The 15,627-nt window shown below is 48.6% G+C and carries 17 protein-coding genes and 1 tRNA gene; 6 read left to right on the top strand and 12 right to left on the bottom strand.

The annotated features are described in order from the left end of the window. Window positions 1–4: 4 nt before the first annotated feature. Window positions 5–460 (bottom strand): curli major subunit CsgA, encoded by a 456-nt coding sequence (csgA, locus tag FQZ95_RS25510; protein ID WP_032183915.1) that lies wholly within the window; start codon window positions 458–460, stop codon window positions 5–7. Between the two features lie 40 nt (window positions 461–500). After that, window positions 501–956, bottom strand: a complete 456-nt coding sequence (csgB, locus tag FQZ95_RS25505) for a curli minor subunit CsgB (RefSeq protein ID WP_001360656.1) — start codon at window positions 954–956, stop codon at window positions 501–503. A 753-nt stretch (window positions 957–1,709) separates the two neighbouring features. Here csgB and csgD point away from each other — a divergent pair. The 4 genes from csgD to csgG are packed head-to-tail and all read left to right on the top strand — an operon-like array spanning window position 1,710 to window position 4,055. Further along, window positions 1,710–2,360, top strand: a complete 651-nt coding sequence (gene csgD, locus FQZ95_RS25500; RefSeq protein ID WP_000481500.1) for a biofilm master transcriptional regulator CsgD — start codon at window positions 1,710–1,712, stop codon at window positions 2,358–2,360. Between the two features lie 4 nt (window positions 2,361–2,364). Beyond that, window positions 2,365–2,754: a curli production assembly/transport protein CsgE gene (gene csgE, locus FQZ95_RS25495; RefSeq protein ID WP_000833288.1), complete on the top strand. Its 390-nt coding sequence runs from the start codon at window positions 2,365–2,367 to the stop codon at window positions 2,752–2,754. 24 nt (window positions 2,755–2,778) lie between these two features. Continuing rightward, entirely contained in the window at window positions 2,779–3,195 is a 417-nt protein-coding gene (csgF, locus tag FQZ95_RS25490; RefSeq protein ID WP_001264088.1) for a curli production assembly/transport protein CsgF, read from the top strand. A gap of 26 nt (window positions 3,196–3,221) precedes the next feature. Then, window positions 3,222–4,055 (top strand): curli production assembly/transport protein CsgG, encoded by an 834-nt coding sequence (gene csgG, locus FQZ95_RS25485; RefSeq protein ID WP_001189321.1) that lies wholly within the window; start codon window positions 3,222–3,224, stop codon window positions 4,053–4,055. 63 nt (window positions 4,056–4,118) lie between these two features. Here the strand turns inward: csgG and FQZ95_RS25480 are convergent, their stop codons facing one another. From FQZ95_RS25480 to ghrA, 4 genes are all read right to left on the bottom strand, one after another. Then, a complete protein-coding gene (locus FQZ95_RS25480; RefSeq protein ID WP_001340063.1) occupies window positions 4,119–4,610 on the bottom strand; it encodes a DUF1097 domain-containing protein in 492 nt (163 codons plus the stop codon). Window positions 4,611–4,711: 101 nt separating this feature from the next. Continuing rightward, the gene (ycdY, locus tag FQZ95_RS25475) at window positions 4,712–5,266 is read right to left on the bottom strand and encodes a molecular chaperone YcdY (RefSeq protein WP_001001909.1); all 555 of its coding nucleotides are present in this window, start codon (window positions 5,264–5,266) and stop codon (window positions 4,712–4,714) included. Between the two features lie 23 nt (window positions 5,267–5,289). Continuing rightward, a complete protein-coding gene (gene ycdX, locus FQZ95_RS25470) occupies window positions 5,290–6,027 on the bottom strand; it encodes a zinc-binding phosphatase (protein ID WP_000283664.1) in 738 nt (245 codons plus the stop codon). A gap of 54 nt (window positions 6,028–6,081) precedes the next feature. Then, a complete protein-coding gene (ghrA, locus tag FQZ95_RS25465; RefSeq protein WP_088541676.1) occupies window positions 6,082–7,020 on the bottom strand; it encodes a glyoxylate/hydroxypyruvate reductase GhrA in 939 nt (312 codons plus the stop codon). Window positions 7,021–7,253: 233 nt separating this feature from the next. On the opposite strand from ghrA, the gene FQZ95_RS25460 reads away from it, so the two are divergent. Next, window positions 7,254–7,341, top strand: a tRNA-Ser gene (locus FQZ95_RS25460). A 451-nt stretch (window positions 7,342–7,792) separates the two neighbouring features. Here the strand turns inward: FQZ95_RS25460 and FQZ95_RS25455 are convergent. Further along, on the bottom strand, window positions 7,793–8,479 hold the full coding sequence (locus tag FQZ95_RS25455) for a DUF2726 domain-containing protein (protein ID WP_202384202.1): 687 nt from the start codon (window positions 8,477–8,479) through the stop codon (window positions 7,793–7,795). A gap of 588 nt (window positions 8,480–9,067) precedes the next feature. Further along, entirely contained in the window at window positions 9,068–9,856 is a 789-nt protein-coding gene (gene phoH / locus FQZ95_RS25450; RefSeq protein ID WP_000533536.1) for a phosphate starvation-inducible protein PhoH, read from the bottom strand. Window positions 9,857–10,300: 444 nt separating this feature from the next. Between phoH and FQZ95_RS25445 the strand changes: the two genes are divergently transcribed. Then, a complete protein-coding gene (locus FQZ95_RS25445) occupies window positions 10,301–10,471 on the top strand; it encodes a hypothetical protein (RefSeq protein WP_160530946.1) in 171 nt (56 codons plus the stop codon). Window positions 10,472–10,601: 130 nt separating this feature from the next. On the opposite strand, the gene efeB is transcribed toward FQZ95_RS25445, so the two are convergent. The 4 genes from efeB to putP form a co-directional block, all read right to left on the bottom strand. Next, the gene (gene efeB / locus FQZ95_RS25440) at window positions 10,602–11,873 is read right to left on the bottom strand and encodes an iron uptake transporter deferrochelatase/peroxidase subunit (protein WP_105277106.1); all 1,272 of its coding nucleotides are present in this window, start codon (window positions 11,871–11,873) and stop codon (window positions 10,602–10,604) included. 5 nt (window positions 11,874–11,878) lie between these two features. After that, window positions 11,879–13,006 carry an iron uptake system protein EfeO gene (gene efeO, locus FQZ95_RS25435; protein ID WP_160530944.1) on the bottom strand — a complete coding sequence of 376 codons (1,128 nt, stop codon included), beginning with the start codon at window positions 13,004–13,006 and terminating at the stop codon, window positions 11,879–11,881. Between the two features lie 57 nt (window positions 13,007–13,063). Continuing rightward, window positions 13,064–13,894, bottom strand: a complete 831-nt coding sequence (efeU, locus tag FQZ95_RS25430; protein WP_000497942.1) for an iron uptake transporter permease EfeU — start codon at window positions 13,892–13,894, stop codon at window positions 13,064–13,066. Window positions 13,895–14,113: 219 nt separating this feature from the next. Then, the gene (gene putP / locus FQZ95_RS25425) at window positions 14,114–15,622 is read right to left on the bottom strand and encodes a sodium/proline symporter PutP (RefSeq protein WP_001018507.1); all 1,509 of its coding nucleotides are present in this window, start codon (window positions 15,620–15,622) and stop codon (window positions 14,114–14,116) included. Window positions 15,623–15,627: the final 5 nt, after the last annotated feature.

Raw genomic sequence — 15,627 nt, 5'->3', positions numbered from 1 at the left:
TAAATTAGTACTGATGAGCGGTCGCGTTGTTGCCAAAACCAACCTGAGTGACGTTAACGCTGGAGTTAGATGCAGTCTGGTCAACCGCTGCACCGTTACCACCACCAAACTGTTTAACAGTCATTTCAGAGTTTTTACCGTTCCACTGATCAAGAGTGGCACTGTTACCGAAGCCACGTTGGGTCAGATCGATTGAGCTGTCATCAGAGCCCTGACCAACATCTGCACCGTTACCGCCACCGTGCTGGGTAATCGTCAAGTCAGAGTTACGAGCATCAGTTTGCAGAGCAAGTGCAGAGTTACCACCACCGTACTGGTAAATATTCAGCTCTGAATTTGGGCCGCTATTATTACCGCCACCGCCATGGTGACCACCACCGCCATACTGAGGAACAACACCTGCCAGAGCGCTACCAGAGAATACGATTGCTGCAATTGCTGCTACTTTTAAAAGTTTCATGTAAAACCCCCATCGGATTGATTTAAAAGTCGAATGGAAATTAACGTTGTGTCACGCGAATAGCCATTTGCGACTGTCTCTGCACTACAATTGCCGTTTTTTGAGTACCATACTGTGTAATATTTGCTTTATTACCAGAACCTTTCTGGATAATCATCGCAGTATTACCATAAGCACCTTGCGAAATACTGGCATCGTTGGCATTGCCCGCCTGATCAATATATGCAAGGTTATAATCTCCTGTCTGGTCAATCTTTGCCCGGTTGCTACTACCTTCTTGCGCAACAACCGCCAAAAGTTTTGAACCTCCCTGCCGTAACTGAGCACTATTATTAGTCCCAGCTTGACCAATTATGGCTGCCTGATTAAATGAAGACTTACTCAATTCATTTACCGCGAAGTTATATTCTGAATTAGCTAAATCATAACCTGCTGCGGCTGCAATCCCAGGCGCACCCAGTATTGTTAACATCATAAATAACAATTTGTTTTTCATGTTGTCACCCTGGACCTGGTCGTACATTTAAGAAATTAAATCATTTCAACTTGGTTGTTAACGCAACCTGTATTTTGTTAACGCCGCGTTACGATGGAAAGTATGTCTGCGGAAATATTTTTAATAACTCACCCGCGCGTTGTATTTTTCTTTTTTTGTTCATACCAAAGTATTAAAACCCACGTAAATACGCTGTTATCTACGCAAAAAAATATTTTGTTTTCTTTTAAATTTCGGTTTTCCGCAATCAAAAATCACCAGACAGTCATTCTTCTTGCCCGTCGCTGATTGCTGCGATATGTCTTGCGCACAAGCCGTGACAAACCTCGTCTTTTTGCAGTAAAAAATTGTCCACGGAGGTGTGGAGAAAAAACAAGAACGTTTTACATGACAAAAGGACTACACCGAAATATTTTTTATATGCATTATTAGCAAGTTAGCACCATTTGTATGATTTTTTAAAATTGTGCAATAAAAACCAAATGTACAACTTTTCTATCATTTCTAAACTTAATAAAACCTTAAGATTAACATTTTAATATAACGAGTTACATTTGGTTACATGTTTAACACTTGATTTAAGATTTGTAATGGCTAGATTGAAATCAGATGTAATCCATTAGTTTTATATTTTACCCATTTAGGGCTGATTTATTACTACACACAGCAGTGCAACATCTGTCAGTACTTCTGGTGCTTCTATTTTAGAGGCAGCTGTCAGGTGTGCGATCAATAAAAAAGCGGGGTTTCATCATGTTTAATGAAGTCCATAGTATCCATGGTCATACATTATTGTTGATCACTAAACCTTCTTTGCAGGCGACAGCTCTCTTGCAGCACCTTAAACAATCGCTGGCAATTACAGGAAAATTACATAATATTCAACGTTCTCTGGACGATATATCTTCAGGCTCTATTATTCTTCTGGATATGATGGAAGCGGATAAAAAGCTTATCCATTATTGGCAGGATACTTTGAGCAGGAAAAACAACAATATCAAAATATTGTTGCTAAATACGCCTGAAGATTACCCGTACCGCGACATTGAAAACTGGCCTCATATCAACGGCGTTTTTTATGCCATGGAGGATCAAGAACGTGTTGTCAATGGGTTGCAAGGCGTCCTGCGCGGCGAATGCTACTTTACGCAAAAGCTTGCCAGTTACCTGATTACGCATTCAGGTAACTATCGTTATAACAGCACGGAATCAGCCCTCCTTACTCATCGGGAAAAAGAGATCCTGAATAAGCTGCGTATCGGCGCGTCTAATAACGAGATCGCTCGTTCGTTGTTCATCAGCGAAAATACGGTTAAAACGCATCTTTATAATCTTTTCAAGAAGATAGCCGTAAAAAACCGGACTCAAGCGGTTTCCTGGGCAAACGATAACCTCAGGCGATAAAGCCATGAAACGTTATTTACGCTGGATTGTGGCGGCAGAATTCCTGTTCGCCGCAGGGAATCTTCACGCCGTTGAGGTAGAAGTCCCGGGCTTGTTAACTGACCATACTGTTTCATCTATTGGCCATGATTTTTACCGAGCCTTTAGTGATAAATGGGAAAGTGACTATACGGGTAACTTAACGATTAATGAAAGGCCCAGTGCACGATGGGGAAGTTGGATCACAATAACGGTCAATCAGGACGTTATTTTCCAGACTTTTTTATTCCCGTTGAAAAGAGACTTCGAAAAAACTGTCGTCTTTGCACTGATTCAAACTGAAGAAGCACTAAATCGTCGCCAGATAAATCAGGCGTTATTGAGTACGGGCGATTTGGCGCATGATGAATTCTAAATAAAAAATTGTTCGGAGGCTGCAATGCGTGTCAAACATGCAGTAGTTCTACTCATGCTTATTTCGCCTTTAAGTTGGGCTGGAACCATGACTTTCCAGTTCCGTAATCCAAACTTTGGTGGTAACCCAAATAACGGTGCTTTTTTATTAAATAGCGCCCAGGCACAAAACTCTTATAAAGATCCGAGCTATAACGACGACTTTGGTATTGAAACGCCATCAGCGTTAGATAACTTTACCCAGGCCATCCAGTCACAAATTTTAGGTGGGCTACTGTCGAATATTAATACCGGTAAACCGGGTCGCATGGTGACCAACGATTATATTGTCGATATCGCTAACCGCGATGGTCAATTGCAGTTGAATGTGACGGATCGCAAAACCGGACAAACCTCGACCATCCAGGTTTCGGGTTTACAAAATAACTCAACCGATTTTTAAGCCCCAGCTTCATAAGGAAAATAATCATGCAGCGCTTATTTCTTTTGGTTGCCGTCATGTTACTGAGCGGATGCTTAACCGCCCCGCCTAAAGAAGCCGCCAGACCGACATTAATGCCTCGTGCTCAGAGCTACAAAGATTTGACCCATCTGCCAGCGCCGACGGGTAAGATCTTTGTTTCGGTATACAACATTCAGGACGAAACCGGGCAATTTAAACCCTACCCGGCAAGTAACTTCTCCACTGCTGTTCCGCAAAGCGCCACGGCAATGCTGGTCACGGCATTGAAAGATTCTCGCTGGTTTATACCGCTGGAGCGCCAGGGCTTACAAAACCTGCTTAACGAGCGCAAGATTATTCGTGCAGCACAAGAAAACGGCACGGTTGCCATTAATAACCGAATCCCGCTGCAATCTTTAACGGCGGCAAATATCATGGTTGAAGGTTCGATTATCGGTTATGAAAGCAACGTTAAATCGGGCGGTGTTGGGGCAAGATATTTTGGGATCGGTGCCGACACGCAATACCAGCTCGATCAGATTGCCGTGAACCTGCGTGTCGTCAATGTGAGTACCGGTGAGATCCTCTCCTCGGTGAACACCAGTAAGACGATACTTTCCTATGAAGTTCAGGCGGGGGTCTTCCGCTTTATTGACTACCAGCGCTTGCTGGAAGGGGAAGTAGGTTACACCTCGAACGAACCCGTTATGCTGTGCCTGATGTCGGCTATCGAAACAGGCGTCATTTTCCTGATTAATGATGGTATCGACCGCGGTCTTTGGGATTTGCAGAACAAAGCAGAACGGCAGAATGACATTCTGGTGAAATACCGCCATATGTCGGTTCCACCGGAATCCTGATAGATAAAAATGCCGGAATTATCATCCGGCATTTTACTGTTCAAGCGAAAGCGTGAGTGCCCCTCACGCTTTATTTTTGATTTGCTGCTCACGGTGAGCCGTCTTTGCACTACGCGCCGCCAGCCACAAGCCGCTGTTTTTCATTGCGTAACCAAATACCAGTCCAAGCGCCAGCGAAGGTAACACCAGTTTCCAGTCACCCTGCCCGGCAAACGTCGCGCATGCGCCTATAAACGTCCCCGGAACAAATGAAAGCAGCAGCTGTTTCGCCTGAATACACATCAGAAACGCGACAATACCGGTTATGACATAACCGAGAATTTCCAGATGTGGTGCCAGTGCACTACCGTAAATAATGACCATCGCCCACACCACGCCACTAAGCAGGGTTGCAGCGGAGATCGCCAGCCCTTTCAGCCCACCTTGCGGGCAGGCAAAGTAGGCCGTACAGCCCAGGAAACCCGCCCAGCTTAGTAAGCCCAGGGAAACAGCCACCCATCCCCAGATACCGGAGAGAATGCCTGTTGTGATTGCAATAGAGAGAAGTATGTTCATGCCGCGCATGATAGCAGAAAACGCGGCCATGAATGAGATCGAGCACACATTTTATGCAACAACAAATTATCTGTTGCAGTTATGAGTGATGGAGATCACATTTACTCTTCAGAATCTTCTTCAAGCTCGTCCCACATTGCACTAATAGCATCGCGGGTTAGCGGTGCCATGGTGCGCCAGAAAGGCGTAGTTGCATGGGCCTCCACTTTGCCAAGGAACGCACCACACCAGGGTAACAGATACTCACTGAACAGTGTTTCCAGTGCTTCGCTCTCATCTTCCGTTGACTGATCTTCCAGCCAGGAAGCCGCGAGCAGCAATGTACCGATGTGATCGGCTGGCGTATCCGCTAATGGCATCCCTCGTTCGGAAAGAAAAGCGCGCACTTCCGCTTCCGTCGCGCCCTCAACCCATGCGCTACGATATGGCGGCACAGCACATTCATCGCCAATAAACAACGCATTGTAATCGGCAGAGACTTGCGCCATATCACAGCTTTTCTGTAAACGTGTTAGTAACTCATCCTGCTCCAGTGGCCAGTTCGCAGCCAGTTTCCCTTCACGAATCAGGGTAAACAGCGGCACCAGTAAAGGATCTTGCGGTTGGCGGTAATAGAGCGAACCCAGCACACGACAGAGGATAGAAAACTCGTTCATTAATATATTTCCATTACTAGTAATTAAAGGTCTGCAAATTCCGCAATCGGTGCCATACCGCGAGATTCAAGGAAGTTCAGTAAGCGGCGCGGAGAAACATTCAAAATGCGCTCTGGCGGAAAATCTACCGCGTCGAGGATTTTAAGACACTCTTCAAATTCCCCCATGGTAAACGCAGTGTGAGAATCCGAGCCTAATGCCACCCAACCTCCAGCGTCACGTACCGCTGCGGCTACCGCACGACAGTTGTCTTCACTGCCCTTACGTGAGTGTAAAAATGAGGAATTATTGATTTCCAGCGCCACCTGATGTTTCGCAGCTGCTTCAGCAACGGCTTTAACATCTATTTCATATTTCGGATTTCCGGGATGGCTTATTATATGCACATTGCCGCTGGCGATAGTGGCGATCATCGCTTGCGTATTGGTCGCTTTGTCATGCGGCGCAAACACCGGCTCATGAAAACCGGCAATAATCAGATCCAGCGAATCAAACATTTTGCCACTGCAGTCAATTTCACCGTCAACATTTTTAATGTTAGCTTCGATGCCGCGCAGGATCCCAACCCCATCAACCACTCGCGGCCAGATACGCATGTTAATGAAGTGCCAGTGATGCGGCGCATCTTCCATATCCGGGCCATGATCGGTGATCGCAAAAAGTTTAATGCCCTTTTGTTTGGCCTGGGCAATGTAATCACTCAATGTGCTATATGCATGCGTGCTGGCAACGGTATGCATATGAAGGTCGACGGGATACATAACTCTCTCCTGTATTCAATTCCCGCCAAGGATAGCAGGAAACCTGATGCTTTATTAGTAGCCGCGTGCGCGGTCGACTTGCCCGCAGACCCTCTCCCCTTTTTCGAGCTGGGCAATGGTGCGCGAAATGTAATCCACAGCTTCAGCGGGACGGGTAATCGCGGCGACATGTGGTGTTATCGTCACGCGTGGATGTTGCCAGAGCGGACTTTCCGGCGGTAAGGGTTCGCGATTAAAAACATCCAGCATTGCACCTTTAACTTTGCCGCTATCCAGCGCCGCGAGCAGGTCATCTTCCACGACATGAACACCACGCGCCAAGTTGAGGAGATACGCGCCATCCGGTAATTTTTCGATTAATTGTTGATTAATAATGCCGACGGTTTCAGGGGTATTCGGTAACAAATTAATCAATACCCGGCATTGGCTCAGAAATGCAGAAAGTTCTTCCCGTCCGGCAAAGCTTTGCACGCCAGGCCACGATTTACGGGTTCGACTCCAGCAACGCAGCGGGAAGCGCCAGGTTTGCAGACTCTGTGCAACTTTACTGCCCAGTACGCCTGCGCCCAAAATGCCGATGGTAAAATCTTCCCGATGATATTCAGGCAGCGGTTGCCAATGCGAACTATTTTGCTGGATGCGATAATCGTCAAAACGTCGAAACCAATGCAGCACCTGACTGACAGCATATTCCTGCATTTGCTCGCCCATACCGGTATCTTCCAGGCGAAAAAGTGGAACAGAAGGTTTCAGCATATCAGGGTGAGCCTGTAACTTGCTCAAAATAGAATCAACACCGGCCCCGAGTGCAAACACCGCTTTAAGATCTCGCCCTGCCAGCATTTCAACAGGAGGATGCCAGACTAAAGCATAATCAGCAGAGTCATTATCTCCGCTTTTCCATGCTCTGACTCTTGCCTGAGGAATCGCTTTGCGCAGTGCCTCAATCCACCATTGGGTATCGAACGTTGGGTGATAAAAGATGATGTCCATACTGACTCCCGAAAAGCGTTGCGCGAAATTTATTCGCACTTATCGTTATGATCTACAAAGGCCACCAGCATAACAAATCCGTGGTCGGTGGCAAAAAAAGCAGATTTCGCTTATTAAAACTGCATATTGATTGAAGTTTGAATAAACGCGCGATTTTTTTAAAAAGTTTGTTGACCTCAGGTCATGATTTCCCTAAATTAGCGCCCGTTCCAGCAAGACAGGAACGACAATTTGGTGAGGTGTCCGAGTGGCTGAAGGAGCACGCCTGGAAAGTGTGTATACGGTAACGTATCGGGGGTTCGAATCCCCCCCTCACCGCCATATTTAAAGAAGAGCTCGTACGAAAGTACGAGCTTTTTTTTCGTATATTGCACACACCGGGGGGATGAGAAGCCCCGACAGGGGTTCGACAACTGGCGACAGCCAGTTGGACAGACCGTGAACGCAGTGAGCGGGCTGCCCGCAGGGCGAGCGAAGCGAGTCAATCCCCCCCTCACCGCCATCTTTAAAGAAGAGCCCGTACGAAAGTACGGGCTTTTTTTTCGTATATTGCACACACCGGGGGATGAGAAGCCCCGACAGGGGTTCGACAACTGGCGACAGCCAGTTGGACAGACCGTGAACGCAGTGAGCGGACTGCCCGCAGGGCGAGCGAAGCGAGTCAATCCCCCCCTCACCGCCATCTTTAAAGAAGAGCTCGTACGAAGGTACGGGCTTTTTTTTCGTATATTGCACACACCGGGGGATGAAAAGCCCCGACCGGGGTACTTAGTTAATGCAACGGTTCACCCTTTGTCGCCGCGGCTAATGGGCGAATTTTGTCACGGGTATCCCAGACCGGAGGGATTTCATCCAATTTAGTGACAGAAGCTCGTACAAAAGGCACCCGTGCAATAGTCATAATCGTATTCAACCAACGGTCACGAATAATGCGATCTGCCCTTTCATGACTCGGATCATCCAGCTCAATAACACAGACTATTTTATTGTTCTTCTTTGAAACCAGAACATAATCCATTGCCATTCCATTATAAATTGCAAAGAAACGCTTTCTTTCTTCTTCGCTAAACTCGGGTTGTTCTGGAAAGTTGATCAAGCGCCCCAGAGAGACCTGGCAATGGATATGACAATAATGTCCAAACCATTTCTCCAGATTATCAAAATAGATTTTTTCACAACGCGTAATTAACCACTCTTTTCCTTCCAATAAAATACCTTCGGCAACCATTCCCTGAAATAACTCATCTCGTTCTTGCCAACGAGAGTCACGATAGGTTTTCTGCGGTGTATAGCTCCTTGTCGACGCCTTAACAGCAGGGGAAGTTGCAGAGGAAGGGACTGGTTGCGAGTTAGTGATGATTACCGATGAGGCACCTTTTCGGAGTGTCAATTTTCTGGCAACAGCAAAACCGGCGACAAATGCAATTGTCAAACAAGTTACAAAAACCATAAAGCTCATAATTAATCTTCACCTATCCATGTTGATTATATTTCATTACTAACGCTACTCGCTGTAGCGAGTTACATGCCAACAATTCAACGATCCATATATAGTTAGTATCATGTTTTGATTATTACAACCATACCTATTTTGCCATTGCGGCTTGCCGTCCACAAAAAATAACAACACAAAATATTAGCCAAAGAATTAATTAAGATTAACCTGACATTTTTAATGTTATCCCTAAAAAATATAATCAGGGGAATGTATTCGGTGTTAATCAATCAGCCAAATTATGGTCCATTATTGATGGAACCTCATACGCAAAATTGGCACCAGACCTCCTGTACAGGTTGAATGGCTGAAAAAAGATAAGCAGATGCTCGCTTTTTGGGCTTCTGGAAGAAAAACTCTCCGCACTGGCGGTATTACACTGGTCTGGTGCTATGACGACAAATGCCCGGTAAGAGTATCTAAACCTGAATTCATTTCAGCTTATCAACACGCTCAAAGTCGCCCCCTGAACGTTAACCTGAAGTGAAAATCTTTGCTGTTAATGAAATAAAACAAAGCCCGGTTTACCCGGGCTCTGCGCTTATAATATACTTAACTGTATGCATGTAGCGTACGTTGGCAAAGTGCCGAACGTACGCAATCCTCTTTACCGAATCGGACGATCCCGACCATTTCATCCTCTTCGAAACGTTCCAGCGCGTCACTTAATCCGGAGCGCACGCCGCGAGGCAAATCGCATTGCGTGATATCACCGTTGACGATAACCGTCACGTTCTCCCCGAGGCGGGTTAAAAACATTTTCATTTGCGCGGCAGTCACATTCTGCGCCTCGTCAAGAATGACGACTGCATTTTCAAAGGTACGTCCACGCATATAGGCGAACGGCGCAATTTCCACCTTCCCTATTTCCGGTCGCAGGCAGTACTGCATAAAGGAAGCCCCTAAGCGACGGACCAGCACGTCGTAGACCGGGCGAAAATAGGGAGCAAACTTTTCTGCGATATCACCAGGTAAGAAACCAAGATCTTCATCGGCTTGCAGAACTGGACGGGTGACGATAATCCTGTCGACATCCTTATGTATCAGGGCCTCTGCCGCTTTTGCAGCACTGATCCAGGTTTTTCCGCACCCGGCTTCGCCCGTAGCGAATATCAGCTGCTTACTCTCAATAGCCTTCAGATAGTGCAATTGCGCTTCATTACGCGCGAGGATGGGCGAGGTATCGCGACTGTCGCGGGCCATACCAATGGCTTCTACGCCGCTCATCTGCACAAGCGAGGTGACCGATTCTTCTTCACGCTGCTTATGGCTGCGCGAATCCCGTCTCAGCACACGTTTTGCCTCGCGACGAGCTTTGATCACTGCTTTTTGTCTTCCCATGGAGAGCACCTTGAGTTGTTTGTATTCATCACACGCGCCGTTGGCAGCGCGATTATGCGCACGAACATCAGAGGGTTGGCTTCCTTGTAAGCCATAGTTTGCTGTTGGATAAAATGCCGAAAAACGGCTACGCACACCGTTTGCGGCGTCGGTAACACGAGTAAAGAGAGGAAGTGAGAAAAATACAGAGTGACGAAGTTGCTACCGGAGGAGAAATCTCCGCGAGTGGTGGAGCCTTGCTTAACAAAACATTGTCCAGAACAGGACGTTACCATCCGCGATCTCCATAGTGACTGACTATCACTGCCGGGAACTTCCGCTGCTACTTAATAAGTACAACAGATCTCGCATTCATTGCAACAATATATTCACTTATATTTAACTATAAAACACCATTTCAGTGACATTAGTTTCTACTGGAAAGATGACAGAGTGATGACAGTGATGAAAAAAGCTGTGTGCTTTCAGCAGGATTCGCATCAGGCATCAACGCACGAACGCCGGATGCGGCGTGACCGCCTGATCCAGCCTACCGAACCCGCACCGATTGTAGGCATGATAAGACGCGCAAGCGTCGCATCAGGCATCAACGCACGAACGCCGGATGCGGCGTGAACGCCTTATCCTGCCTACCGAACCCGCACCGATTGTAGGCATGATAAGACGCGCAAACGTCGCATCAGGCATCAGCGCACGAACGCACGAACGCCTGGTACGGCGTAAACGCCTTATACGCCTAAAAACATTAAACCCGCAGTAATGCGCTTCCGAGATAATCGTTCGCGTCCTTCACCCCCGGCAGCGCAAAAAAATAACCGCCGCCGATGGGTTTAACGTATTCCTCCAGCGCCTCGCCATTCAACCTTTTTTGTACTGTCAGGAAGCCCTTTTCCAGATCGTGTTGGTAGCAGACAAACAGCAACCCCATATCCAGTTGCCCGGAGTTGGTAACACCCAACGAATAACTGTAGCCACGACGCAGCATCAGACTAGACTCGCTCTCCGTCGTGCGGGGATTCGCCAGCCGGATATGGCTGTCCAGCGCGATCACCTTCCCTTCCGGATCACTGGCGTAATCGGGAACATCATGCTCATGCTGCATTCCCAGCGGCGCACCGGTTTGTTTGTCGCGACCAAAAATTGTCTGCTGTTCTTTCAGCGGCGTTCTGTCCCAAAATTCCACTCGAAACTGAATCAAACGCACCGCCTGGTAGCTGCCGCCGATAGCCCACGCAGGCTCCTGCTGATCTGCCGTCACCCACACTACTTTTTGCATCAATTTCGCATTTTGGCTGTCAGGATTAGCAGTGCCGTCTTTGAAACCCAGCAAATTTATCGGCGTCTCTTTGCCTTTACTACGCGCTGCGTGGTCGGAAATAAACCCTTCCCGCTTCCAGCGCACACTGAGCAAATCCGGCGTGTGTTTGATGATATCGCGCAGTGCATGGATCACCGTGTCCTGGGTATTGGCGCAAATCTGTAGCAACACATCACCATGACATAACGCCGCATCAAGCGAGTCGTTAGGGAAACGTGTCATCTTCTGCAACTTTTTCGGCATCTGCTGCGCAAGGCCAAAACGCTCATCAAACAATGAGTGGCCCACCGATAACGTGATGGTGAGATTATCGGGCGCAATGTAGCCGCCAAGAATGCCGGAATCGCGTGGCGGCAGGCGTGGATTTGACGTTTCTGGTGCCGCTCCGCCCTGAGTCAGAAAAGCAAAACGCTGAGTCAACAAGCGAAACAATCGCTCAAGATCAGCTTTATCGCTGGCAAGCACATCAAACGCCACCAGCATCATTGCCGCCTGCTGCGGCGTCAGAATACCCGCCTGATGTTCGCCATAAAACGGCTGCGCTTCACTGCGCGCATCCGGTGAAAGCGTCCCCGGCGCACTTAGTGGTTTTTGCGCATGCGCTACCGGGCAACTTCCCGCCAGTGCCAGCGCGCCAATCCCTTTCAGTAAACGTCGGCGTGACGGTTCATTCACGCCGTTTTCATCTTCATACTGCATAACGCTTAATCCAGCCCCAGCACACCGCGAAGTTGCGCCAGATCTTCCGCTAGCGCAGTAATCGGCCCTTTCAGCGCATTACGATCGGCATCGGTCAATTTGTCGTAGGTTTCAAAACCGTCTTTGGTACGGTATTTCGCCAGAATGGTATCGACCTTTTTGAAGTTAGCATCGACTTTTGCCAGCAGTTCCGGGTTGGCTTTTTGTAGTTGTGGACGCAGCAGATCGACAATTTTCTGCGAGCCTTCAACGTTAGCCTGGAAGTCCCACAGATCGGTGTGGCTGTAGCGATCTTCTTCACCGCTGATTTTGCTGGCTGCCACTTCCTCAATCAGTCCGGCTGCGCCGCCGACCACTTTTGAAGGTGGGAAAGCCAGTTCACTGATGCGTTTTTGCAAATCGACCACATCGGTATAAAGCTGGTCAGCATACTGATCCATTCCTTTGGTGGTATTGTCGCCAAACAATGCTTTTTCCAGACGGTGGAAACCGGTGAATTTCGGATCGGCGGCTTTTTGCTCGTAATCATCTTCACGGGCGTCAATGCTACCATCCAGATCAGAGAACAGCTCAGCAATCGGTTCGATGCGCTCATAGTGCTGGCGCGTCGGCGCATACAGTGCTTTCGCTTTTTCGATATCGCCTGCTTTAATAGCGTCGGTAAAGGCTTTGGTGTCGGTCACCAGTTGCGTGGTTTCCGCCATGACATACGCTTTATATGCAGTAATTGCACCACCAAGACTTAACAGCGCATCACTTTGCGCCGCATCCGCCGTTGCTTCACCTTTGACGATCAACTTCCCTTTCGGGTTAGTCAGCAGACCGCAGGTCATATCGTATGCGCCAGGCTGTAAATTCGCCGTCATTTTCTGGCTAAAACCAGGGGCGATATTTTCCCGCTCTTCCACCACCATCACGCCTTTGAGGATCTCCCACTCCAGCGCCTTCTGGCTGTGGTTCTGAATAATGAACTGTGTTTTCCCGGCGTTAACCGTAATGGTCATCGGTTCGCACTGTTTATCTGTCACAGTGACTTTGACCTGCGGAATATCAGCAGCGTTAGCCATAAAAGCAGAGGAGAACAGCGCAGCCACGCTTAATTGCAGTGCACTATGGCGGAAGTTAATGGTCATGACGAGACTATCCCTTTAAAGTATGTTGTAACTAAGCAAGAGTTTGCGTCATTTTCGTTACGCGGAGCGAGACGCTGTCGCCCCTGCGCGCGGCGGCAGAGCAAATGCCACCAGCGCCGGGATGAGATAAATAAACCAGACGGCGACTTCGCTGACGCTCGGCGCTTCCTGATAACCAAAGATACCTTCCATCAGCGTACCGAACAGCGAGTGAGTTGAGAGCACCGCGCTCATATCGAAGGCGATTTCCTGAAAGTGGTTCCACAGCCCGGCTTCATGAAACGCGCGAATAGCACCTGCCGCCAGCCCTGCGGCGACGAAGAGAATAAACAGGCTGGTCCATTTAAAAAACGCGCCAAGATTGAGGCGAATACCGCCCCAGTAGAGCAGGAAGCCGAGCACCACGGCTGTAGCAAGACCGAGCATTGCACCCAGCGGAGGCCAGATCCCGACATCTTGTTGAAACGCCGCCAGCAGGAAAAAGACCGACTCCAGCCCTTCCCTTGCAACGGCAAAAAAGACCATCATCACCAGCGCCCAGCCATGATGATTCCCACGCTGCAATGCGCTATCGACTGCCTGTTCCAGTTGCACTTTGACGTTGCGCGACACTTTACGCATCCAGAAAACCATCCAGGTGAGGATCACCACGGCAATCACTGCCACGATACCTTCGAACAATTCCTGCTCTTTTTGCGGAAATTCGCCGGTGGTTTCATTAATGAAGATACCCAGCCCCAGGCACAACGCAGCGGCTAGCAACACGCCAATCCACATGACACCAATCCATCGACCTCGCTGGGTACGCTTAAGATAGCTGGCAATCAGGCTGACAATCAGCGCGGCTTCAAGTCCTTCGCGCAACATAATGAGAAACGGAACAAACATGCCACCCACCCTTAAACGTTTTTCTGAGTCAATCTATGCAAAGAAAAGTAAATCGCAGTGATAGCGATTATCATTACGGTGAAGAAAAACACAAGCGGAATGTAGTGATAATGATGAGGAAATGTAAATTTTTTTTGAGAGAAAATGCAGAGGGCAATCACTGATTGCCCTCTGCCTGCTTCTGATTATGGCGTGGAATTTTCGGTAAAACGCCTTCCCTTACCCTTCCTGCAACCGTGACGGCGGCGCTGAATGATAGTGCGCATCGGCGTCAGCAAAGCGTTTTTGCATCGCCGCTGACGGTGCTTTACCCAGTAAACTAAACACCACAATCCCAATGCTACCGAAGATAAAGCCCGGAATAATTTCGTACAGACCCAGCCAACCGAACTGTTTCCAGACAATAACCGTCAGCGCGCCAATGATCATCCCCGCCAGTGCACCGTTACGCGTCATGCGTGACCACATCACTGAGAACAGCACCACCGGACCAAACGCCGCACCGAAGCCTGCCCACGCGTAGCTTACTAAGCCCAGCACACGGTTTTCAGGATTCGCCGCCAGCGCAATTGCCACCAGCGCCACCACCAACACCATCACACGCCCTACCCACACCAGTTCTTTCTGGCTGGCATGTTTACGCAGAAATGCTTTGTACAGATCTTCGGTAATCGCACTGGAGCACACCAGCAGCTGGCAACTTAACGTCGACATCACCGCCGCCAGAATCGCCGACAACAGAATCCCGGCAATCCACGGGTTAAACAATATTTGTGCCAGTTCGATAAACACGCGCTCAGAGTTCTGGTTTACCGCACCGGCAACCGCTGGATTATTGTTAAAGTATGCAATGCCGAAGAAACCGACCGCCACCGCGCCTGCCAGACAGAGGATCATCCAGGTCATGCTGATACGACGCGCATGGACAATGCTATAGTGAGAATCCGCCGCCATAAAACGCGCCAGAATATGCGGCTGACCGAAGTAACCCAGCCCCCAGCCCATCAGCGAGATAATGGCGACAAAATTCAACCCTTTGAGCATATCCACGTTTTCAATGCTCTTTTGTTTGATCACTTCCAGCGAGTCGCCAAACCCACCGACGCTAATGATCACGATAACCGGCGTCAGGATCAGGGCAAAAATCATCAGGCTGGCCTGTACAGTGTCAGTCCAGCTCACCGCAAGGAAGCCGCCAATAAAGGTGTAAAGGATCGTCGCCGCAGCTCCCGCCCACAGAGCCGTTTCGTAGCTCATGCCGAAGGTGCTTTCAAACAGACGCGCGCCAGCCACAATGCCCGAAGCACAATAAATGGTGAAGAACAGCAAAATTACCAGCGCGGAGATAATGCGCAAAATACGGCTTTTATCTTCAAAACGCCCGGTAAAATAATCCGGCAATGTTAAGGCGTTATTATTGTATTCGGTATGCACACGCAAGCGCCCGGCCACCAGCTTCCAGTTAATCCACGCGCCTAATGTCAGGCCAATGGCGATCCAGCTTTCGGAAATCCCGGAAAGAAAGACTGCACCCGGTAATCCCATTAACAGCCAGCCGCTCATATCCGACGCACCTGCCGATAATGCCGTCACGAATGGCCCAAGGCTGCGACCGCCAAGAATATAGTCGTCGAAGTTTTTGGTTGATCGCCAGGCGATGAACCCAATCAATATCATGCCAAAAATATAGACACAGAATGTCACCAACATCGGTGTGCTAATAGCCATCTAAA

It is taken from the genome of Escherichia sp. HH41S, from assembly GCF_009820115.1.
In the GTDB taxonomy this organism is placed as follows: Bacteria; Pseudomonadota; Gammaproteobacteria; order Enterobacterales; family Enterobacteriaceae; genus Escherichia; species Escherichia coli_F.
Note: the sequence above shows the minus strand (reverse complement) of the source record. Positions and strands in the feature narration are given on the sequence as shown.

Bases quoted from the DNA above. Each gene is read 5' to 3' on its own strand.
- csgA (WP_032183915.1), bottom strand. From the start codon at position 460: ATGAAACTTTTAAAAGTAGCAGCAATTGCAGCAATCGTATTCTCTGGT.
- csgB (WP_001360656.1), bottom strand. From the start codon at position 956: ATGAAAAACAAATTGTTATTTATGATGTTAACAATACTGGGTGCGCCT.
- csgD (WP_000481500.1), top strand. From the start codon at position 1,710: ATGTTTAATGAAGTCCATAGTATCCATGGTCATACATTATTGTTGATC.
- csgE (WP_000833288.1), top strand. From the start codon at position 2,365: ATGAAACGTTATTTACGCTGGATTGTGGCGGCAGAATTCCTGTTCGCC.
- csgF (WP_001264088.1), top strand. From the start codon at position 2,779: ATGCGTGTCAAACATGCAGTAGTTCTACTCATGCTTATTTCGCCTTTA.
- csgG (WP_001189321.1), top strand. From the start codon at position 3,222: ATGCAGCGCTTATTTCTTTTGGTTGCCGTCATGTTACTGAGCGGATGC.
- FQZ95_RS25480 (WP_001340063.1), bottom strand. From the start codon at position 4,610: ATGAACATACTTCTCTCTATTGCAATCACAACAGGCATTCTCTCCGGT.
- ycdY (WP_001001909.1), bottom strand. From the start codon at position 5,266: ATGAACGAGTTTTCTATCCTCTGTCGTGTGCTGGGTTCGCTCTATTAC.
- ycdX (WP_000283664.1), bottom strand. From the start codon at position 6,027: ATGTATCCCGTCGACCTTCATATGCATACCGTTGCCAGCACGCATGCA.
- ghrA (WP_088541676.1), bottom strand. From the start codon at position 7,020: ATGGACATCATCTTTTATCACCCAACGTTCGATACCCAATGGTGGATT.
- FQZ95_RS25455 (WP_202384202.1), bottom strand. From the start codon at position 8,479: ATGAGCTTTATGGTTTTTGTAACTTGTTTGACAATTGCATTTGTCGCC.
- phoH (WP_000533536.1), bottom strand. From the start codon at position 9,856: ATGGGAAGACAAAAAGCAGTGATCAAAGCTCGTCGCGAGGCAAAACGT.
- FQZ95_RS25445 (WP_160530946.1), top strand. From the start codon at position 10,301: ATGAAAAAAGCTGTGTGCTTTCAGCAGGATTCGCATCAGGCATCAACG.
- efeB (WP_105277106.1), bottom strand. From the start codon at position 11,873: ATGCAGTATGAAGATGAAAACGGCGTGAATGAACCGTCACGCCGACGT.
- efeO (WP_160530944.1), bottom strand. From the start codon at position 13,006: ATGACCATTAACTTCCGCCATAGTGCACTGCAATTAAGCGTGGCTGCG.
- efeU (WP_000497942.1), bottom strand. From the start codon at position 13,894: ATGTTTGTTCCGTTTCTCATTATGTTGCGCGAAGGACTTGAAGCCGCG.
- putP (WP_001018507.1), bottom strand. From the start codon at position 15,622: ATGGCTATTAGCACACCGATGTTGGTGACATTCTGTGTCTATATTTTT.